General features: G+C 60.4%; 12 protein-coding genes and 1 tRNA gene. 11 read left to right on the top strand and 2 right to left on the bottom strand.

Features of this window, described 5'->3' with window-relative positions; genetic code table 11:
* Window positions 1-107: 107 nt before the first annotated feature.
* From SA496_RS00190 to SA496_RS00180, 3 genes are all read left to right on the top strand, one after another.
* Window positions 108-3845, top strand: coding sequence for a bifunctional diguanylate cyclase/phosphodiesterase (locus SA496_RS00190; RefSeq protein WP_330114849.1), 3738 nt, complete (start codon window positions 108-110; stop codon window positions 3843-3845).
* Between the two features lie 15 nt (window positions 3846-3860).
* Window positions 3861-3937, top strand: a tRNA-Lys gene (locus SA496_RS00185).
* Between the two features lie 127 nt (window positions 3938-4064).
* Window positions 4065-5138, top strand: coding sequence for a tyrosine-type recombinase/integrase (locus tag SA496_RS00180; protein ID WP_330114848.1), 1074 nt, complete (start codon window positions 4065-4067; stop codon window positions 5136-5138).
* 78 nt (window positions 5139-5216) lie between these two features.
* Here the strand turns inward: SA496_RS00180 and SA496_RS00175 are convergent, their stop codons facing one another.
* On the bottom strand, window positions 5217-6206 hold the full coding sequence (locus SA496_RS00175) for a hypothetical protein (protein WP_330114847.1): 990 nt from the start codon (window positions 6204-6206) through the stop codon (window positions 5217-5219).
* A 165-nt stretch (window positions 6207-6371) separates the two neighbouring features.
* On the opposite strand from SA496_RS00175, the gene SA496_RS00170 reads away from it, so the two are divergent.
* From SA496_RS00170 to SA496_RS00145, 6 genes are all read left to right on the top strand, one after another.
* The gene (locus SA496_RS00170; RefSeq protein ID WP_330114846.1) at window positions 6372-6599 is read left to right on the top strand and encodes a DNA-binding protein; all 228 of its coding nucleotides are present in this window, start codon (window positions 6372-6374) and stop codon (window positions 6597-6599) included.
* Window positions 6600-6631: 32 nt separating this feature from the next.
* A complete protein-coding gene (locus tag SA496_RS00165; protein ID WP_330114845.1) occupies window positions 6632-7411 on the top strand; it encodes a hypothetical protein in 780 nt (259 codons plus the stop codon).
* A 43-nt stretch (window positions 7412-7454) separates the two neighbouring features.
* A complete protein-coding gene (locus SA496_RS00160; RefSeq protein ID WP_330114844.1) occupies window positions 7455-7841 on the top strand; it encodes a TraK family protein in 387 nt (128 codons plus the stop codon).
* Between the two features lie 261 nt (window positions 7842-8102).
* A complete protein-coding gene (locus tag SA496_RS00155; protein ID WP_330114843.1) occupies window positions 8103-8492 on the top strand; it encodes a plasmid mobilization protein in 390 nt (129 codons plus the stop codon).
* Complete coding sequence (traI, locus tag SA496_RS00150) at window positions 8489-10075, top strand: TraI/MobA(P) family conjugative relaxase (protein ID WP_330114842.1); 1587 nt, start codon at window positions 8489-8491, stop codon at window positions 10073-10075. Before SA496_RS00155 ends, traI begins: the two co-directional genes overlap by 4 nt.
* A 354-nt stretch (window positions 10076-10429) precedes the next feature.
* The gene (locus SA496_RS00145) at window positions 10430-11392 is read left to right on the top strand and encodes a hypothetical protein (protein WP_330114841.1); all 963 of its coding nucleotides are present in this window, start codon (window positions 10430-10432) and stop codon (window positions 11390-11392) included.
* A 280-nt stretch (window positions 11393-11672) separates the two neighbouring features.
* Here SA496_RS00145 and SA496_RS00140 read toward each other — a convergent pair whose 3' ends face one another.
* Window positions 11673-11834 carry a helix-turn-helix domain-containing transcriptional regulator gene (locus SA496_RS00140; RefSeq protein ID WP_330115674.1) on the bottom strand — a complete coding sequence of 54 codons (162 nt, stop codon included), beginning with the start codon at window positions 11832-11834 and terminating at the stop codon, window positions 11673-11675.
* Window positions 11835-12104: 270 nt separating this feature from the next.
* On the opposite strand from SA496_RS00140, the gene hsdR reads away from it, so the two are divergent.
* Together hsdR and SA496_RS00130 are read left to right on the top strand one after the other, a co-directional pair.
* On the top strand, window positions 12105-15581 hold the full coding sequence (hsdR, locus tag SA496_RS00135) for a type I restriction-modification system endonuclease (protein WP_330114840.1): 3477 nt from the start codon (window positions 12105-12107) through the stop codon (window positions 15579-15581).
* Between the two features lie 86 nt (window positions 15582-15667).
* Window positions 15668-16822, top strand: coding sequence for a Fic family protein (locus SA496_RS00130; RefSeq protein ID WP_330114839.1), 1155 nt, complete (start codon window positions 15668-15670; stop codon window positions 16820-16822).
* Window positions 16823-16824 lie beyond the last annotated feature (2 nt).

The following is a 16824-nucleotide window of genomic DNA, read 5'->3' as shown; positions in this document are numbered from 1 at the left end:
TTTTCATTTGCGTGCAGCAGCGCTCAGCGCGCTCATTTCTCTTCCAGATGGCATGCGGCCACGTCTACACTTCGTGTCTGACATCCCTTCAAGGAACGAGGCCGCCAATGGCGCGAGCGCGGGCCCTACTGATGTTCTGGCTGGCACTCTGGACCTTCCCGGCCGGCGCCCTGACGCTCACCCCGGAAGAACAGGCCTGGCTCGACAATCACGGCGAGCTGCAACTGGGCATAGACACCTCCTGGCCCCCCTTCGAATTCCGGGACGCCCAAGGCCGTCACCAAGGCCTGGCTGCCGACTATGTCGAGTTGATCCGCCGCAAGCTGAATCTGAAGCTCACCCCGGTCGAGTCCAGCAGTTGGGCAGAAGTGCTCAAGCGAGCACGCGAGGGTGAGCTGGATATCCTGCCCGGCGTCATGTCCACCCCGGAGCGCCAGCAGTACCTGAATTTCACCCGTCCATACCTCGACTTCCCCATCGCCATCCTGTCCCAGACCAAGGGCCCACGGCCTTCGAACATCCAGGACCTCTACGGTCTGCGCGTCGGGGTCGTATCCGATTACGCCCCCCATGAACTCCTGCGTAACCAGCACCCCGACCTGAGCTTGCAGGGCTACCCCACAGTCGCCGCCGCGCTCCAGGCCCTGGCTACCGGTGAGGTAGATGCCTTCGTCGGCGACCTCGCGTCCAGCGTCTGGAGCCTGCGCCAGCTCAAGCTGAACGGCATCAGCATCAGCGGCGAAACGCCCTATCGCTACCAGTTGGCCATGGCGACACCGAAGATCCATCCGCTGCTGGCCGGCATCCTCGACCGGGTATTCGCCGAGATCACCCCGGAAGAAACCGCTGCCATCCAGGAACGCTGGGTGGGCGACGCCCTCTACCAGCACATCGACTGGAACCGCATCCTGCTCTACGGCCTTCCGGCACTGCTGCTGCTGGCCGGTGTGCTTGCATTCGTCATGCGCGTCAATCGCCGTCTCAGCAATGAAATGACCAGCCGCGCCGCCCTGCAGGATGAGCTGCGAAGCAGCGAACAGCACTATCGCGGCCTGGTGGAAAGCCTCAATGCCATCGCCTGGGAGATGCGCGTCGAAGACTACTGCTACACCTACGTCTCGCCCCATGCCGAACGCTTGCTCGGCTACCCCTTGAGCGACTGGCTGGAACAGGGGTTCTGGCGCCGCACCCTGCACCCCGACGACGCTGGATGGGCCAATGCCTTCTGCGAAGCGGAAACCATCGCCGGCCGCGACCACAGCCTCGACTACCGCATGATCGCCGCGGACGGCCGAGTGCTCTGGGTGCGAGACATCATCACCCTCATCCCCCACGGTGAGACACAGATGATGCGCGGCCTGATGATCGACATCACCGAGACCAAGCAGACCGAACAGGCGCTGCAACTCTCCGAGCAGAAGTTCGCCTCGGTGTTCCACAACTGCCCCGACATCATCGTCATCGCACGACGCACTGACGGCAGCCTCCTGGCGATCAACCAGACCTTCGAGCAGCAGATTGGACTCAAGGCCAGTGAGGCCCTTGGTCGCACCGCCACCGAACTCGATATCTGGGGCATTCCCGGCATTGGTCCGAAGCTCCTCCAGCGTCTGCAGCAGGGCAATCCGCTGCACAACCTGGAAATGCCCTTCCGCCGCGCCAACGGCGAAACCTTCATCGGGCTGATTTCTGCCCAGAACATCGACCTCGACAACACCCCCGCGCTAGTAGTCGTGGTCCGCGACGTCACCCAGCTCAAAGAAACCCAGCAACTGCTTCAAGTCTCCGAAGAAAAATTCGCCAGTGCCTTCCACGCCTCGCCGGACGGGCTGCTCATCACCCGCATCAGCGACGGGTGCCTGCTGGAAGCCAACGATGGCTTCACCCGGATCACCGGCTACAGCCAGCGCGAGATCGCCGACCGCTCCACCCTCGAGCTCGGCCTGTGGGCCAACCCGGCCGACCGCAAGCTCATGATCCAGGCGATCCACAACCAGGGCAGCCTGTATCACTTCACCACCGCCGTACGCACCAAGGCTGGCCAGATACGAATCTGCGAGCTTTCCGCTCAGCCGATTCCTATTGGCGGCGAACCCTGCATGCTGACCATTGCCCGCGATGTCACCGAGCGCCAGCAAATGCAGGAAAAGCTGCTGCAAGCCGCCACCGTGTTCGAAAGTACGGCCGAAGGCGTGATGATCACCGACACCGAACAACGCATCACGGCCGTCAACCGCGCCTTCAGCGAGATCACCGGATACAGCGAAAGCGAGGCTCTCGGCCAATCACCGCGCATGCTCGCCTCCGGCCAGCACGACAGCGCTTTCTACGCGGCAATGTGGCACCAGCTCGAGCGCGAGGGGCACTGGCAGGGCGAAATCTGGAACCGCCGCAGGAACGGTGAGCCCTACCCCGAATGGCTCACCATCAGCGCTGTGCGCGACCGCCACCAGCAGGTCACCCACTACGTCGGCGTATTCGCCGATATCTCGCCACTCAAGCACGCCCAGGCACGGCTCGACTTCCAGGCCCACCACGACTCCTTGACCGGCCTACCCAATCGCCTGCTGTTCGAAAGCCGCCTGCAGCTGGCGCTGGCCGACGCCGCCACCGAGCACCACCACGGCGCTGTCCTGTTCATTGACCTGGACCGCTTCAAACACATCAACGACAGCCTTGGCCACCCCGTGGGCGACCTGCTGCTCAAGGGCATCGCCACCCGTCTTCGCGAACAACTGCGCGACATCGACACCGTGGCCCGCCTCGGCGGCGATGAATTCATCATTCTCCTGCCCGGCCTACACAATGCCAGCGACGCGCAGACCGTAGCCAACAAGCTGCTGGCCTGCTTCGAAGCGCCGATCCCTGCCGGCCAGCACGAGTTTTTCATGAGTGCCAGCATTGGCATCAGCCTGTTCCCCGAACACGGCCTCGACGTCGCCACCGTGGTCAAGAATGCCGACGCCGCCATGTACCGGGCCAAGGCCCGCGGCCGCAATCGCGTCGAGTTCTACACCCGCGACCTCACCAGCCAGGCGACCGAGCGGATGGCCCTCGAGACCGAACTGCGCCGCGCGCTGGAACGCAATGAATTGTCCCTCAGCTACCAGCCCAAGTTCAGCCTCCAGCACCAGACACTGGTTGGCGCTGAAGCCCTGGTGCGCTGGTATCACCCGCAATTCGGCGAGATTCCCCCGGAGCGCTTCATTCCCCTCGCTGAAGAGTGCGGCCTGATCCTCCCGCTGGGCGACTGGGTGCTGGAACACGCCTGCAGGCAGATGCAGCAATGGCAGGAAGACCATGCCCCGTTCGGCCCACTCTCGGTGAACCTCGCCGGCGCCCAATTGCGCCAACCGCTCTTGATGGAACGCTTGCGGCTGCTCCTCCAGGGACTTGGACTCGAGCCCCAGCGCCTGCAACTGGAAATCACCGAAAGCTTCATCATGAGCCAGGCAGAAGAAGCACTCAGTGTGCTGCACAGCCTCAAGACCCTCGGCGTGCAGCTGGCCATCGACGACTTCGGCACCGGCTACTCCTCACTCAGCTACCTCAAGCGCCTCCCGTTGGATGTGCTGAAGATCGACAAGTCGTTCGTACGTGGCCTGCCGGATGACCCCAATGACGCTGCCATCAGCCGCGCCATCATCGCTCTCGGCCGCAGCATGCAACTCACCGTCATCGCCGAAGGCGTCGAAACCAAGGCCCAGGAGTACTTCCTCGCAGCCGAAGGATGTGAACAGATTCAAGGCTTTATCGTCAGCGCAGCGCTGCCAGCCGAGACTTTCGCCCGCAAATTCCTCAGCCCCCAGCCCGCGATTGGCGCCCAGCAAAAGGCGCCTGTATAATCCGCCGGCCTTCTGGGGCCTATAGCTCAGTCGGTTAGAGCAGAGGACTCTTAATCCTTTGGTCCACGGTTCGAGTCCGTGTGGGCCCACCACCTTCAAAGCCGCGCATTGCGCGGCTTTTTCATGCCCGCAAGAAAAACAGCTTTACCAGTCCTATAGTCCAAAGGTACAAATTCAGTACAGTGCCGGTACAGCGGTACGCTTTGGGAGTAGTAAAAGATGGCCACCATCGTCAAAACGGATGCCGGCACCTGGAAGGCCCTGGTACGCAAAACCGGCTGGCCGACCAACACCAAAACCTTCCGTACCAAGCGCGATGCCGAAGACTGGGCACGCCGCACCGAAGACGAAATAGTCAGGGGCGTATACATCCAGCGCAGCGGCTCTGAGCGCATGACCTTGGAAATGGCCCTGAAACGCTACCTCAGCGAAATCAGCCCTACCAAGAAGCCGACCACCCAGCGCGCCGAAGCCACAAAGGCCCAACAACTGATCAGCCACCTGGGCAAATACTCCATGGCCGCCCTCTCCGCTGAAATCATCGCCGGCTACCGCGACACCCGCTTGGCCTCGATCACCAATCGCGGCAAGCCCACTAGCAACAACACCGTACGCCTGGAACTAGCCCTGCTCAGCCACCTGTTCACCGTGGCAATTCAGGAATGGGGCTTGGGTCTGAGCTTCAACCCGGTACTGAACATCCGCAAACCTAGTCCAGGTGAAGGCCGTGACCGGCGCTTGTCTGCAGAAGAGGAGCGCCGCCTGCTGACAGCCGTAAACAATCACAGCAATCCCATGCTTGGCTGGATCGTCCGCATCGCCCTGGAAACCGGCATGCGCTCGTCTGAGATCACATCCCTGCGCAGGCATCAGGTCGATATGAAAAAGCGCGTGGTGCGCCTCTCAGACACCAAAAACGACAGCGCTCGCACCGTCCCGCTCAGCAAGTGGGCTACAGAGACCTTCCAGGCGGCGTTGAACAACCCTGTTCGGCCGATTGACTGTGACTTGGTGTTCTTTGGCGAACCCGGCAAGAACGGAAAGCGCAGCCCCTATGCGTTTACTAAAACGTGGGGGCTGCTGAAGACCAAGCTAGGTATGTCAGACCTGCGCTTCCACGATCTGCGTCATGAGGCGGTCAGTCGGTTGGTTGAGGGTGGTCTATCCGACCAAGAGGTGTCCGCCATCAGCGGGCATAAGTCGATGCAGATGCTCAAGCGCTATACCCATCTACGCGCAGAAGACCTTGTCGACAAACTGGACAAGCTGACCAGCCAGCGCAACGCACCTTAACCGACACACCAAGTGCGCCCAAACCACTACCTGATGCAGAAGCAGATACTGTCGAGCATTTGGCAGCTACTGATCAGGTCAGGGCATCTCTACGGTGGGCCGCCTCAACCGCTTTTCAGGCCTACCAGCCCCCACCCGACTGCCACCCCAACCTGCGCGGCGCTCTGCAGCAGCGCTAAGCCACGCCTCTGCACGAAGCAACAGATCAAAAACGGCTTTCCGATCATCAAGCAGAGATCGGTGAAAAGCCAATCTCTGCTCACGCAGCACACCGACCTCCAGATCATGATCATCTAGCGCCTGAATCAAGGAGGGCAGCACTGCAGCCCCTTCAAGCCCCTCCACACGTCTCACCGCAAGCAACCACGTCAGCGGCCTATGACGCTCAAGCCAAGGAACAACCTGGTCAGCCTCGATGGCCTCCTTCCACCACGAGCGCAACTTCTCCTTCCTTGCCTGATTGGAAAGCCGGCGGAGGTGATCAGTAAATTGCGGCGACAACTTACGCCCAAACCAGTAGTCGTCAGACCTCGGCCACACCCGATGCGACTGCTCTTCGCTGGCTCCGCCAATGGGGACTCGGTGCACCCTACAATGTTTATTGCCGTTCAAAACGAACCGCCAGCACATGGCGCAAAAGCAAGGAGCTGGGGCCTCCTGGGCATAGCCAAAGATCACGTTGATCGCCTGCGCTGCCCCCATTAGCTGCCCCAATGAAACAAGCAAATCAGGAGAAGCCCGACCAGGAGAGATCAGGGCATGACCCATTTCGCTAAACGTCATCCAACTCAGCTTTCGACCATTCAGAAAGACAAGAGCTGAGCTCAAGCCGTCAACCAGCCGCTGGTAATCCGCAAGGTTGGGACAACGCACCACGCGCTCCAAAACGTGGCTCACGTGCTCCTTCAAGATCCGCCTGAAAATGATTGGCCTCAACGCCTCAGCCGAAGCTTGCCGCGAGATATCGGCTACAAACGGACGCCACATCGGCACACGCAACCACCCATGCTTTACGCAGAGGATGAACTCGACCTCATCAGGCTGTGGTCGGTGATGTTGTCTGTACATGCTAAATGCACGACCTCAGTGCGAAATTCAAAAAATCGACAGAAACCCATCAAAGCCCTTATTTCACGCAGGCTGTAGAGTTTTTCAAGTGGCAAATTTTAGCTCTTAAAACCGAGAGAGGAATGCTCCTAGGATTTAGCCGTAACTGAACCAAGGAGCACCATCATGTCTACAACCCAAGAAATTCTGACCGCGCGCTGCGGAATCTTGATGACCTACGAGCAACTGGGCGAAGTCATGCATCGAAGCCCAGAAGCGCTCCGAATCACGCTCTCTGACAACAGGACTGAGTGGGCTCGGAGCATCAACGCAGCCAAGCGGAAATGGGGCCGCCGGGTGCTATTTCGTACGGCCGATATTGCGCGGTTGATCGACGATGGAATCAACAACTAGTCCGCCTTTCCTCCGTTAAAAGCGCCCCGATCATGAGCATAAAAATCTCCAGCCTAGTGTGGGAGCACTATCCAGCCGGCGGCTGCGAACTCCTCACAGCCCTGGCCTATGCCGACCATGCACACGATGACGGAACCAACATCCGCCCCAGCGTTGCTTATATCGCCAAGAAGACGCGTCAGAGCGAGCGCAGCGTTCGCCGATATCTCGCACAAATGCGCGAGAACGGATGGTTGCTCACGGTGCGATACGGCAATGGCGGACGCGGGTTTGCCACGGAATATCGGGTCAACCCTCTGTGGATAACTAACCCTGACAAACTGTCACCCTTTGCTCCAGAAGCAAGCGAAACCCTGACAAGTCAGGTCAAAAAGGATGACAACAGAGGTTGCAAAAGGGTGACACCCGTGTCAGCCCAACCATCAGGAACCATAAAAGAACCTACAACAGCGCAAAACGGACTGCTTGCGCTTCTCGCAATACCCGAAGAGCTGTCCGGCCAAAACCGTGCCGCAGCTCAGAAGTTGCTGCAGCAGTGCCCTACTCCGCAGCGTCAACTTGTTCTCGATGAAATCGCCGCCCTGATCGCAAAGGGCCGAGTCCGAAACCCTCTCGGGTTACTGCGAAGACTTGTGGAAGTGGCTCAGCTTGGTGAGTTTGTGCCCAGTGCCAAACAGCAACCGAGGGAGCGGAACAAAGCAGCAAGCATCCAAAACCACAATTGTGTACCGGATGAGCGCTTAGGGCGCCAATCACTGGCTGAGTTACGTGCGCAGCTCGAGAAGCAAAGCGAATCCAAGCGCGGTCGATGATGCAATCAAAGATCTGATGGAACCAACGGCATGGAGGCAATACATGAGCACACAAACATCCCAAGCACATAAAGGCGGGGAAGCTACGAAGGGAGGTTCATCTCCTCAAACAAAGACCACGACACTCTCTGACCGAATCGCTGCACACGTTCTGGCGAAGCCTGATGCCAGCATCGCCTCTCGCAACCGCAGCGCTTTTATCTCTATGCGCGAGGAGATTCAGCAGGCCTACAGCAACGGCTGGTCACTGCTCGCCATATGGAAACTGCTGCACGAGGAGCAACGAATTCCATTCACCTACCAGGCATTTCGTCGCTACGCCCGACAACTAATCACCGCCCCTCAGCCATCACAAACCGCCCAGCAGGAACCTACCCGCCCAGAGGCAATTACGTTCAGCTCAACCGCAACCAAAGGGCATCTGCAGTGAACATGAACAGCCCCTCTGGCGTACAGTCTGCCGTTAAAGCGTTCAAAACACGTTCAACCTGCAACTGCAGCGTTCAATACGCAAGAGTGGCACTGCTACGTGTCAACAAGAGGCACGTTAAAAGCGCTGAGATGCGGGACAGGGTAGTTTGTGCAGGCCCACACCTCCGGTGCGCGCCTTACAAAGAGGCTGTATTCGCGCTTCGCACTCAAGGCCCCACCCTGCCCTGCGGGGTCATAGCAAACAGGCAGGTTGAACGCCATGGGTGAGAGCACCAGTCGGCGTGTGGAGCCGCCCATCAAGGTCTACTGTCTGCCTCATGAACGCGAACGGATACTGCGCAACGCCCAGGCATCTGGGCACAGCGCATCGCGCTACTTGCTCTTGGTGGGCCAAGGCTACCAAGTCTCCAGCATCCTGGATTACCAATACGTCGAGGAGCTGGCACGGGTGAATGCCGATCAGGCACGCCTGGGCAATTTGCTCAAACTGGCTCTGACCCACTATGACCACCTCCCCGCCTACGGGCAGATGCAGGCCAGCCACACCCTGCAAACGCTGGTGGAGGAAATTCGGGAAAGCCAGCAGACACTACGCTCAACCATGGCTGCCCTGGTCACCCCCATCGCGGCGCGGAGAACCCGTCCGTGATCGCCAAGCATGTAGCCATGCGTTCACTGCGCAAAAGCAGCTTCAGCGAGCTGGTGCGCTACATGTGCGACCCGCAGGACAAGCGTGAGCGTGTCGGGCGTGTACAGATCAGCAACTGCCACTCTCTGGAGGTCGAGGATGCCATCTTGGAGGTCACGGCCACGCAAGCGCGAAACGTGCGGTGCGAGACCGACAAGTCCTACCACCTAATCCTCAGCTTCCGCGCTGGCGAAGAGCCAGACGAAACGGTTCTGGAGCAGATTGAGCAACGTATCTGCACAGGCCTCGGTTACACCGAACACCAACGAATCAGCGCCGTCCATCACGATACCGACAACATCCATATCCACCTGGCCATCAACAAAATCCATCCATCTAAGCTGACACTCCACTCGCCCTTTCGCGACTACAAGACCCTGAACCAGCTCTGCGAAATAGTGGAGCAAGAGTTTGGACTAGAGCGCGACAACCACCAGTCTGAGCGTCAGGCGGCTCGTGGCCGTGCTGGCGACTTGGAGCATGCCGCCGGCGTTGAAAGCCTCATCGGATGGGTTCGTCGTGAATGCCTGGAACAGATCACCGCCGCCAATAGCTGGAACGCTCTGCACCAGGTGATGCAAACCAACGGCCTGAGCCTGCGACTTCGAGGCAACGGCCTAGTGATAACCAGCGCAGACAACACCGCCATCAAGGCCAGCTCGGTATCGCGGGATATATCGAAGACCAAACTAGAAATGGTCCTAGGGCCCTTCCAAGCATGCGGGGCAAAGGGGCATCGGACACCAGCCCGACAGTACCAGCCGCGCCCCATGCGCTCGCGCATGGACACCAGCGAGCTGTTCGCCCGCTACCAGGTCGAGCAAAAGAGCTGCGCCGCCTTACGCACCAAGGCCACCCGAGATGCCAGGGCTATCCGTGACCAGCAGATCACCGCCGCCAAGCGTCGAGCAGCCATCAAGCGCAATGCCTTAAAACTCTCCGGCGCCGACCGGTTGACCAAGAAGCTCCTCTTCGGCCAGATCAGCAAAACGCTATTGGCAGCCATCGACAGCGCCTGTGCGAAACACCAGCAGGCGTGCCGTGAACTGGCCCAGCAGCATCGACAGCACAGTTGGCATGAGTGGCTGAAGAGCCAAGCACGCCGAGGTGATGCAGACGCCCTTGCCGCGCTGAGAGCGCGGCCCTGTGCCAATGGCCTCAAGGGCAACACCCTGAGTGGAGAAGCCAAGGCCACTTCACTCCCATCAATAGCACTGCCTACCGACAGCATTACCAAGCAAGGCACCCTGATCTACCGATGCGGCGAGGCAACCATTCGCGATGACGGCAGCGCACTTCAGCTGTCACGTAATGCCAATCCAGAAACCGTGATCACTGCGCTGAAGCTCGCTGCTCAGCGCTTCGGGCAGCCGCTCAGAGTGAATGGCTCAGCTGACTTCAAGCAGCAAGTCCTAGAGCTGGCAGCCCAGGAACGCCTGACCATTCGCTTCCAAGACCCCATATTGGAAAAGCAACGCATGGTACTACTGGCCAGCAAACGCCAGCAGTCTGGGCAGAAAACATCCCTGGGCGTGAGTCGCTAACCCTCAGCTGGAGACAGGCGAGCGAACGCCGGAGAATTTAGCTGCTAAATCCCTATTTGATTGCCTCACCAGCCAGCCACTCACATATTCACGTCATCGACGGCGGCAATCGCACCCGAAGCATGCTGATTGCCATGGAAATTTCGGCACAAACACTGAAATGCAGAATTGCACTTCGCTTGACCATCCGATTGCATTCAACCTGCCCACCGATTGCATCGGATCTGACCAGCATGCTTTGTAACTATGATGGGCAGAGAACGGCCAGGAGTCTTAACTCAGCCTCTACAAAATCAGAGGCGATTCGGTATGATGCGCCCGGTGTTATGGAATGGCATCACCTAAGGAGTAGTCATGATAAAACCACCGTTCAAAGTTCTTAAATCTCATCTGGTAGATGCGTTCTTCATTACAGCCGAAAAGCTGTATCGCGAGTTCGAGGAACCTTTAGAGACGGTGGATAGATTCAGAAGTGGACGAATCTATTTTCTTGTCAAACGACGTAAGGCGCGGTTTTCCAGTGTCTTTCTAAGCAAAAAGTGCCAGATCGAGTTTAAGTATGCCTCACAGGGCATACTGTCGCGCCCGCACAAAGTCGACATTGCTCAACTGATGCATGGTGCGCCGGCTATTAATAAAAAATACTTTCCGACCCCGGCCCATCTACAATCAATGATTCGATATGTCGAGTCCGCGGATGAGTATGAGCGCCTGCTGAAGCGAGAGCCCTTGGTGGCAGCCGTCATGCCGGGACGCGGGGAGAAGGAACGCGCGGATCGGGCAATCGCCTACCATTTCCTGACACCTGCGGACCCGATGCCCAAGGATGAAAACAGGCATATCATCTTTGCTCATCAACTGCTGCGTGTTACCGATGACCTTCCGGAAAAATACGAAGTCATGTACATCGGCAAGGCCATGGAGCTGTCTGAGCGAATGGACGGACACAAGCGTGTGCAGCAAGCCCAGGCAGAGTGCGAGGACGATGCGGAAATCTATCTGTACTTCTTCACGCCACGATTTGAGGCGGTGGCATCTCGCGATGGCATGGTCATCAAACAACCTAACGACTATCTGAGCCTGGGGGAAGAAAATCTCGTGCTCGCCGCCGAGGCTGGCTTGATCAATTACTTCTCACCTGAAATGAATGTTCAGAATAAAACAACGGACCTGCGTAAGAGCAAGGCCATGAACCGCGTGAAGAGCTTGAAATACACTCATTTTATTTCGGAGTGTATTTTTGACGAGCACGACTATGCGTTCGAAACGAAAAAAATCAGGAAGAGTGGCGCGCACGAGAAGATTTACTCGCTCTGACGCAGAGCAGGTACATCCTACTCACGTGACCGCGGGTGAACCCGCTACCTCAGCATGCACAGAAAAAGGGGACCATAGATTTATTTCCTCGACTCCTCTAGAGCGCTGCTTCTGGCCAATTTCGGCATCTTCCAAAGGTCTGTATCGGGGCGTCCTGTGCTGGTGTGCCCACGCAGTATGCTGGTCAAATCCGATGCAGTCGGTGGTCAAGTAAAAGCAATTGCGCACTAAGAACAAATCGGGCATCCCCAACCCCTGCGGCAAGATAGGCCGGAGAAGCTTAACGAAGCGGAGATAGCCCAACCGGCCTCATCTGAAGAGCCTGGCTCACATGCGCCAGGGCTAGCAATAACGCCCCGGGCGTAGGGTCATCCAGAGCAGCCCTCAGATAGGCCCTGATTGTCTCTTCATCCTTCAGATGCGCTGCTGCATCAAATGGCATGTGCATAACGTTCCGCTTCATTACCTTCTCCATCATGCCGTAAGCCGGTAAGGCTATACCTGCAGCAATCGCTAGGCCTTCATGCTCCTCTTAAGAATCAGGCCTCCACGACGCCCCGGTGGCAGCACGGGAGACCAACACGAAAGCCGAAAATTTAGCTGCTAAATTTTTGCTCCCTTGCACCTCCCACCTTTGAGTAAGATTCCTGAAATTCTGCGCAGTAGCTCCCAGTTTGGCGCAGCTAGGGGAAATGGGCTCAAAGGATCGACTATGGCGGCCAGTAGTAACTTCGCTTTTCTACAGGAACACGACCCGCTGTTCCTGCAATTGGCCAGCACCGCTGAACAAGTATTCGCCGCCGATCCCAACACCACCCTGATCAAACTACGCCAGCTCGGCGAAGCCCTGGCCCAGGATCTGGCCAGCCGCGCCGGCATCGAGTTCGACCAGCAGACCAGCCAAGCCGATCTGCTCTACAAGCTCGGCCGTGAAATCCAGCTGGATCGCAGCATCAGCAGCCTGTTCCACACCCTGCGCATCGAAGGCAACAAGGCCACCCACCAGTTCCGCACCCAGCACCGTGAAGCCCTGGATGGCCTCAAGGTCGCCCGTGCCCTCTGTGCCTGGTATCACCAGGCCCTCGGTAAGGCCGGCAGCAACTTCAAGCCCGGCCCCTTCGTGATGCCCAGCGACCCCAGCGCGCCGCTGCGCGAGCTGCAGGGCGAGATCGAACAGCTCAAAGCGCAGCTGCACGAGTCCAGCCAGCAGGTGGAAAGCAATCAACAGCTCGCGGCACTGCTCAAACGCGAGGCCGAGGAATACGCCGTGCTCGCCGAGCAGATGGATGCCGAGTCGCGCCGCTACAAGGAACAGGCTGCCGCCCATGAAGCCGCGCTTGCCCAGCTGCGCGCCGAACACGAGCGCAGCCTCAAAGCCCTGCAGCAGGAGCTGGAGGCTAAACCCCAGGCCACTCAGCAGGTACTGCACAAGACCCAACAGGCCAGCAGCCATTTCGACCTGTCGGAGGACCTCACCCGCATCATCATCGACCAGCAGCTGATCGAAGCCGGCTGGGAGGCCGATTCCCTCGACCTCACCCACGCCCAGGGTGCGCGCCCGGAAAAGAGCAAGAACAAGGCCATCGCAGAGTGGCCCACCAGCAGCCCCAAGGCCTGCGCCGACTACGTGCTGTTCGCCGGCCTCACGCCCATCGCCATCGTCGAAGCCAAGCGAAAGCGCATCAACATCAGCGCTTGCATTCCCCAGGCCGAGCGCTATGCCCGCGACTACCCCCTGAGCGGCGAACAACAACCCGCCTGGGAATTGGCCGGACTCAGCCTGCCCTGGCTCGACGGCCAGGGCGGTCAGTTCCGAGTGCCATTCGCCTTTGCCTGCAACGGCCGGCCCTTCATCAAGCAGCTGGCCGAACAGTCCGGCACCTGGTTCCGCGACCTGCGCAGCCCGGCCAACACCGGCCGCCCGCTGCCCAGCTTCCACACCCCGGACGGCCTGCTCGACCTGCTCAAGCGCAGCCGCGAAGACGCCGAAGCCAAGCTCAAGGGCGAAGGCTTCGCCTACCTCAAGCTGCGGCCCTATCAGGAAAAGGCCATCCAGGCCGTCGAACAGGCCCTGGCCAATAACCAGCGCGACTGCCTGCTGGCCATGGCTACCGGCACCGGAAAGACCCGCACCATCATCGGCCTGCTCTACCGCTTCCTGAAGGCCGAGCGCTTCAAGCGCATTCTCTTCCTGGTCGACCGCAGCGCCCTCGGCCAGCAGGCCGTGGAAGCCTTCCACGACATGACCCTGGAGCAGAACCAAACCCTGGCGCAGATCTACGACATCAAGGAGCTCGGCGACATGGCCGCCGAAGCCGCCACTCGCGTGCAGGTCGCCACCGTGCAGTCCATGGTTCGCCGCGCGTTCCAGTCCGACAACCCGCTGCCCATCGACGAGTTCGACTGCATCATCGTCGACGAAGCGCACCGGGGTTACACCCTCGACCAGGACATGACCGAAGGCGAGCTGGCCCTGCGCGACACCGCCCAGTACCTCTCGCAATATCGCCGCGTACTGGATTACTTCGACGCCTGCAAGATCGGCCTCACCGCTACACCGGCACGGCACACCAGCGAAATCTTCGGCAAGCCGGTATTCACCTACAGCTACCGCGAGGCCGTGGCCGACGACTGGCTGATCGACCACGAACCGCCGATCCGCTACGTCACCCGCCTGGCCGCTGAAGGCATCCACTTCGCCAAGGGCGAGACGGTCAGCGTGCTCGACACCCAGACCGGCGAAGTGGAAAGCGCCGAGCTGGAAGACGAACTCGACTTCAACATCGAGTCGTTCAACCGCAGCGTGATTACCGAGGCCTTCGACCAGGTGATCTGCAGCGAGCTGGCCAAGGAGCTCGACCCCTTCGGCGAAGAGAAGACCATGATCTTCTGCGTCAACCAGAAGCACGCCGAGCGCATCAAGCGCCTGCTCGACGACGCCTTCGCCGCCCACTACGAAGAGCAGTACAACGAAGCCGCCGTGCGCATCATCACTGGGCAGAGCGACAAGGTCGACCAACTCATCCGCCTGTACAAGAACGAGCGCTTCCCCAACATCGCCATCACCGTCGACCTGCTCACTACCGGCATCGACGTGCCGCGCATCTGCAACCTGGTGTTCATGCGCCGGGTACGCTCGCGCATCCTCTACGAGCAGATGAAGGGCCGCGCCACCCGCCGCTGCGACGACATCGGCAAGACCGTGTTCCGCATCTACGACCCCGTCGACCTCTACACCGCCCTGGAAGCGGTCGACACCATGCAGCCGCTGGTAAAAAACCCCAACGTGCCGCTGGAGCAGCTGCTCACCGAACTGACCAACCCCGTCAGCCTGGAAGCACCCGGCAGCCGCGAGGGCGCCAGCCACGCCGACGACGTGCTCGACCAGCTTGGCCAGCGCGTCATGCGCATCCTGCGCAAGGCCCAGCACAAGGCCGAGAGCAAGCCCACACTCAAACAGAAGCTCGAAGAGCTGCAGGACGCCTGGGGCGTGCCGCCGGCCGAACTGCACAGGCACCTGCATGAACTTGGCCCGCAGCAGGCAGCGCACTTCGTCCGCACCCACAGCCGCCTACTGCAGCAGCTGGACAGCGTCAAAGCCCTGCTCGCCTCGGAAAACTACCCGGTAATCGCTACCCACAGCGACGAACTCAAGGTGCGCGAACAGAACTACGGGCAGAACCAGAAGCCCGCCGACTACCTGGAAAGCTTCCACGACTTCATCCACAACCAGCTCAACCAGTCCGCCGCACTGGCCGTGGTGGTCAACCGCCCGCGCGACCTAACCCGCGAACAGCTGCGCGAAGTGCGCCTGCTGCTGGACAACGCCGGTTTCAGCGAAGCCAGCCTGAAAAGCGCCTGGCGCAACGCCACCAACCAGGAAATCGCCGCCAGCATCATCGGCTATATCCGCCAGGCCGCCATCGGCGAAGCGCTATTGCCCTTCGAGCAGCGCGTACAGCAGGCCATGCAGCACATCTACAGCCTGCACGGCTGGACGCCACAACAGCGCAAATGGCTCGACCGCCTGGCCAAGCAACTGGTGCACGAGGTGGTGCTCGACAGCACCCAGCTCAACGATGCCTTCCGCGAACACGGCGGCCTGCGTCTGCTCGACAAGCATCTGGATGGCAACCTCGCCAGCGTGCTGCAGGCGCTGAACGACAACCTCTGGCCGCAAGTCAGCTAGCCGGTGAGCCGAATAGCCCGCATAATCGGCTCACTCAATGAGCTGAATACCTTCGCTATTCGGCTCACACCCCGCTGAGAACGCCCATGCACGACACCCGCTGGATCTGGCAGCACCCCGACTGGCCGCACTTCACCTGGCAGGCCGACGCCCTCGCCGCGCCGCTGCGGGCCTGCGCCCAGGCGCAAGGCAAGCTGCTCGGCATGGCCGGCGCGGTCGGCGCCGAGGCCGAGGCGCAGAACAGCCTGGACGCCCTGCTGCAGAACATCCTCACCTCCTCGGCCATCGAGGGTGAGCAGCTCAATGTCGGTTCGGTGCGCTCGTCCCTGGCGCGCCGCCTGGGCCTGGCCGCCGAAGGCAAACCCAGCGCCCGCAGCGAAGGCCTGGCCGAACTGCTGCTCGACGCCACCGGCAACCACCAGCAGCCCCTCACCCGCGAGCGCCTGCTCTGCTGGCACCGCTGGCTGTTCCCGGCCGACGACTTCCCGCTGGCCAGCCGCATCCGTGTCGGCGCGCTGCGCGGCGAGGAACCCATGCAGGTGGTCTCCGGCCGGCTGGACAACCCCACCGTGCACTTTGAAGCCCCGCCCCGCGCGGTGGTGGAGCCGCAGCTGGACGCCTTCATCGCCTGGTTCGAGCACAGCCGCGCAGACGCCAGCCTCGACCCGCTGCTGCGCGCCGGCATCGCCCATTTCTGGTTCGTCACCCTGCACCCCTTCGACGATGGCAACGGCCGCCTCACCCGCGCCCTCACCGACCTTGCCCTGGCCCAGAGCGAGCGCCAGGCCATCCGCTTCTACGCCATGTCGGCCAGCATCCTGGACGACCGCGCCGGCTACTACCGCATCCTCGAAACCAGCCAGCGCGGCGCGCCGGACCTCACCGCCTGGCTGCACTGGTTCCTCGCCACCCTGCTGCGCAGCCTGGAACAGGCGCTGGCCCGTATCGACCGCCTGCTGGCCAAGGCGCGTTTCTGGCAGCAATACCGCGCGGCGGCGCTGTCCGCCGAGCAGGTCAAGGTGCTCAACCGCCTGCTCGATGGCGGCGACAAAGGCTTCGAGGCCGGCATCAGCGCCGCCCAGTACCAGGCCGTGGCCCAGGTCTCCAAGGCCACCGCCACCCGCCACCTTAGCGATCTGCTGGAAAAAGGCTGCCTCACCCGCCTGCCCGGCGGCGGCCGCAGCACCCGTTACCAGATCAACCGGCCCGGCAGCGCCCTGCCCGGCCCCACTACCGAGTAAGC

The sequence above is a fragment of the Pseudomonas sp. JS3066 genome (assembly GCF_036328175.1).
In the GTDB taxonomy this organism is placed as follows: Bacteria; Pseudomonadota; Gammaproteobacteria; order Pseudomonadales; family Pseudomonadaceae; genus Metapseudomonas.
Note: the sequence above shows the minus strand (reverse complement) of the source record. Positions and strands in the feature narration are given on the sequence as shown.

Bases quoted from the DNA above. Each gene is read 5' to 3' on its own strand.
- SA496_RS00190 (WP_330114849.1), top strand. From the start codon at position 108: ATGGCGCGAGCGCGGGCCCTACTGATGTTCTGGCTGGCACTCTGGACC.
- SA496_RS00180 (WP_330114848.1), top strand. From the start codon at position 4,065: ATGGCCACCATCGTCAAAACGGATGCCGGCACCTGGAAGGCCCTGGTA.
- SA496_RS00175 (WP_330114847.1), bottom strand. From the start codon at position 6,206: ATGTACAGACAACATCACCGACCACAGCCTGATGAGGTCGAGTTCATC.
- SA496_RS00170 (WP_330114846.1), top strand. From the start codon at position 6,372: ATGTCTACAACCCAAGAAATTCTGACCGCGCGCTGCGGAATCTTGATG.
- SA496_RS00165 (WP_330114845.1), top strand. From the start codon at position 6,632: ATGAGCATAAAAATCTCCAGCCTAGTGTGGGAGCACTATCCAGCCGGC.
- SA496_RS00160 (WP_330114844.1), top strand. From the start codon at position 7,455: ATGAGCACACAAACATCCCAAGCACATAAAGGCGGGGAAGCTACGAAG.
- SA496_RS00155 (WP_330114843.1), top strand. From the start codon at position 8,103: ATGGGTGAGAGCACCAGTCGGCGTGTGGAGCCGCCCATCAAGGTCTAC.
- SA496_RS00145 (WP_330114841.1), top strand. From the start codon at position 10,430: ATGATAAAACCACCGTTCAAAGTTCTTAAATCTCATCTGGTAGATGCG.
- SA496_RS00140 (WP_330115674.1), bottom strand. From the start codon at position 11,834: ATGCCATTTGATGCAGCAGCGCATCTGAAGGATGAAGAGACAATCAGG.
- hsdR (WP_330114840.1), top strand. From the start codon at position 12,105: ATGGCGGCCAGTAGTAACTTCGCTTTTCTACAGGAACACGACCCGCTG.
- SA496_RS00130 (WP_330114839.1), top strand. From the start codon at position 15,668: ATGCACGACACCCGCTGGATCTGGCAGCACCCCGACTGGCCGCACTTC.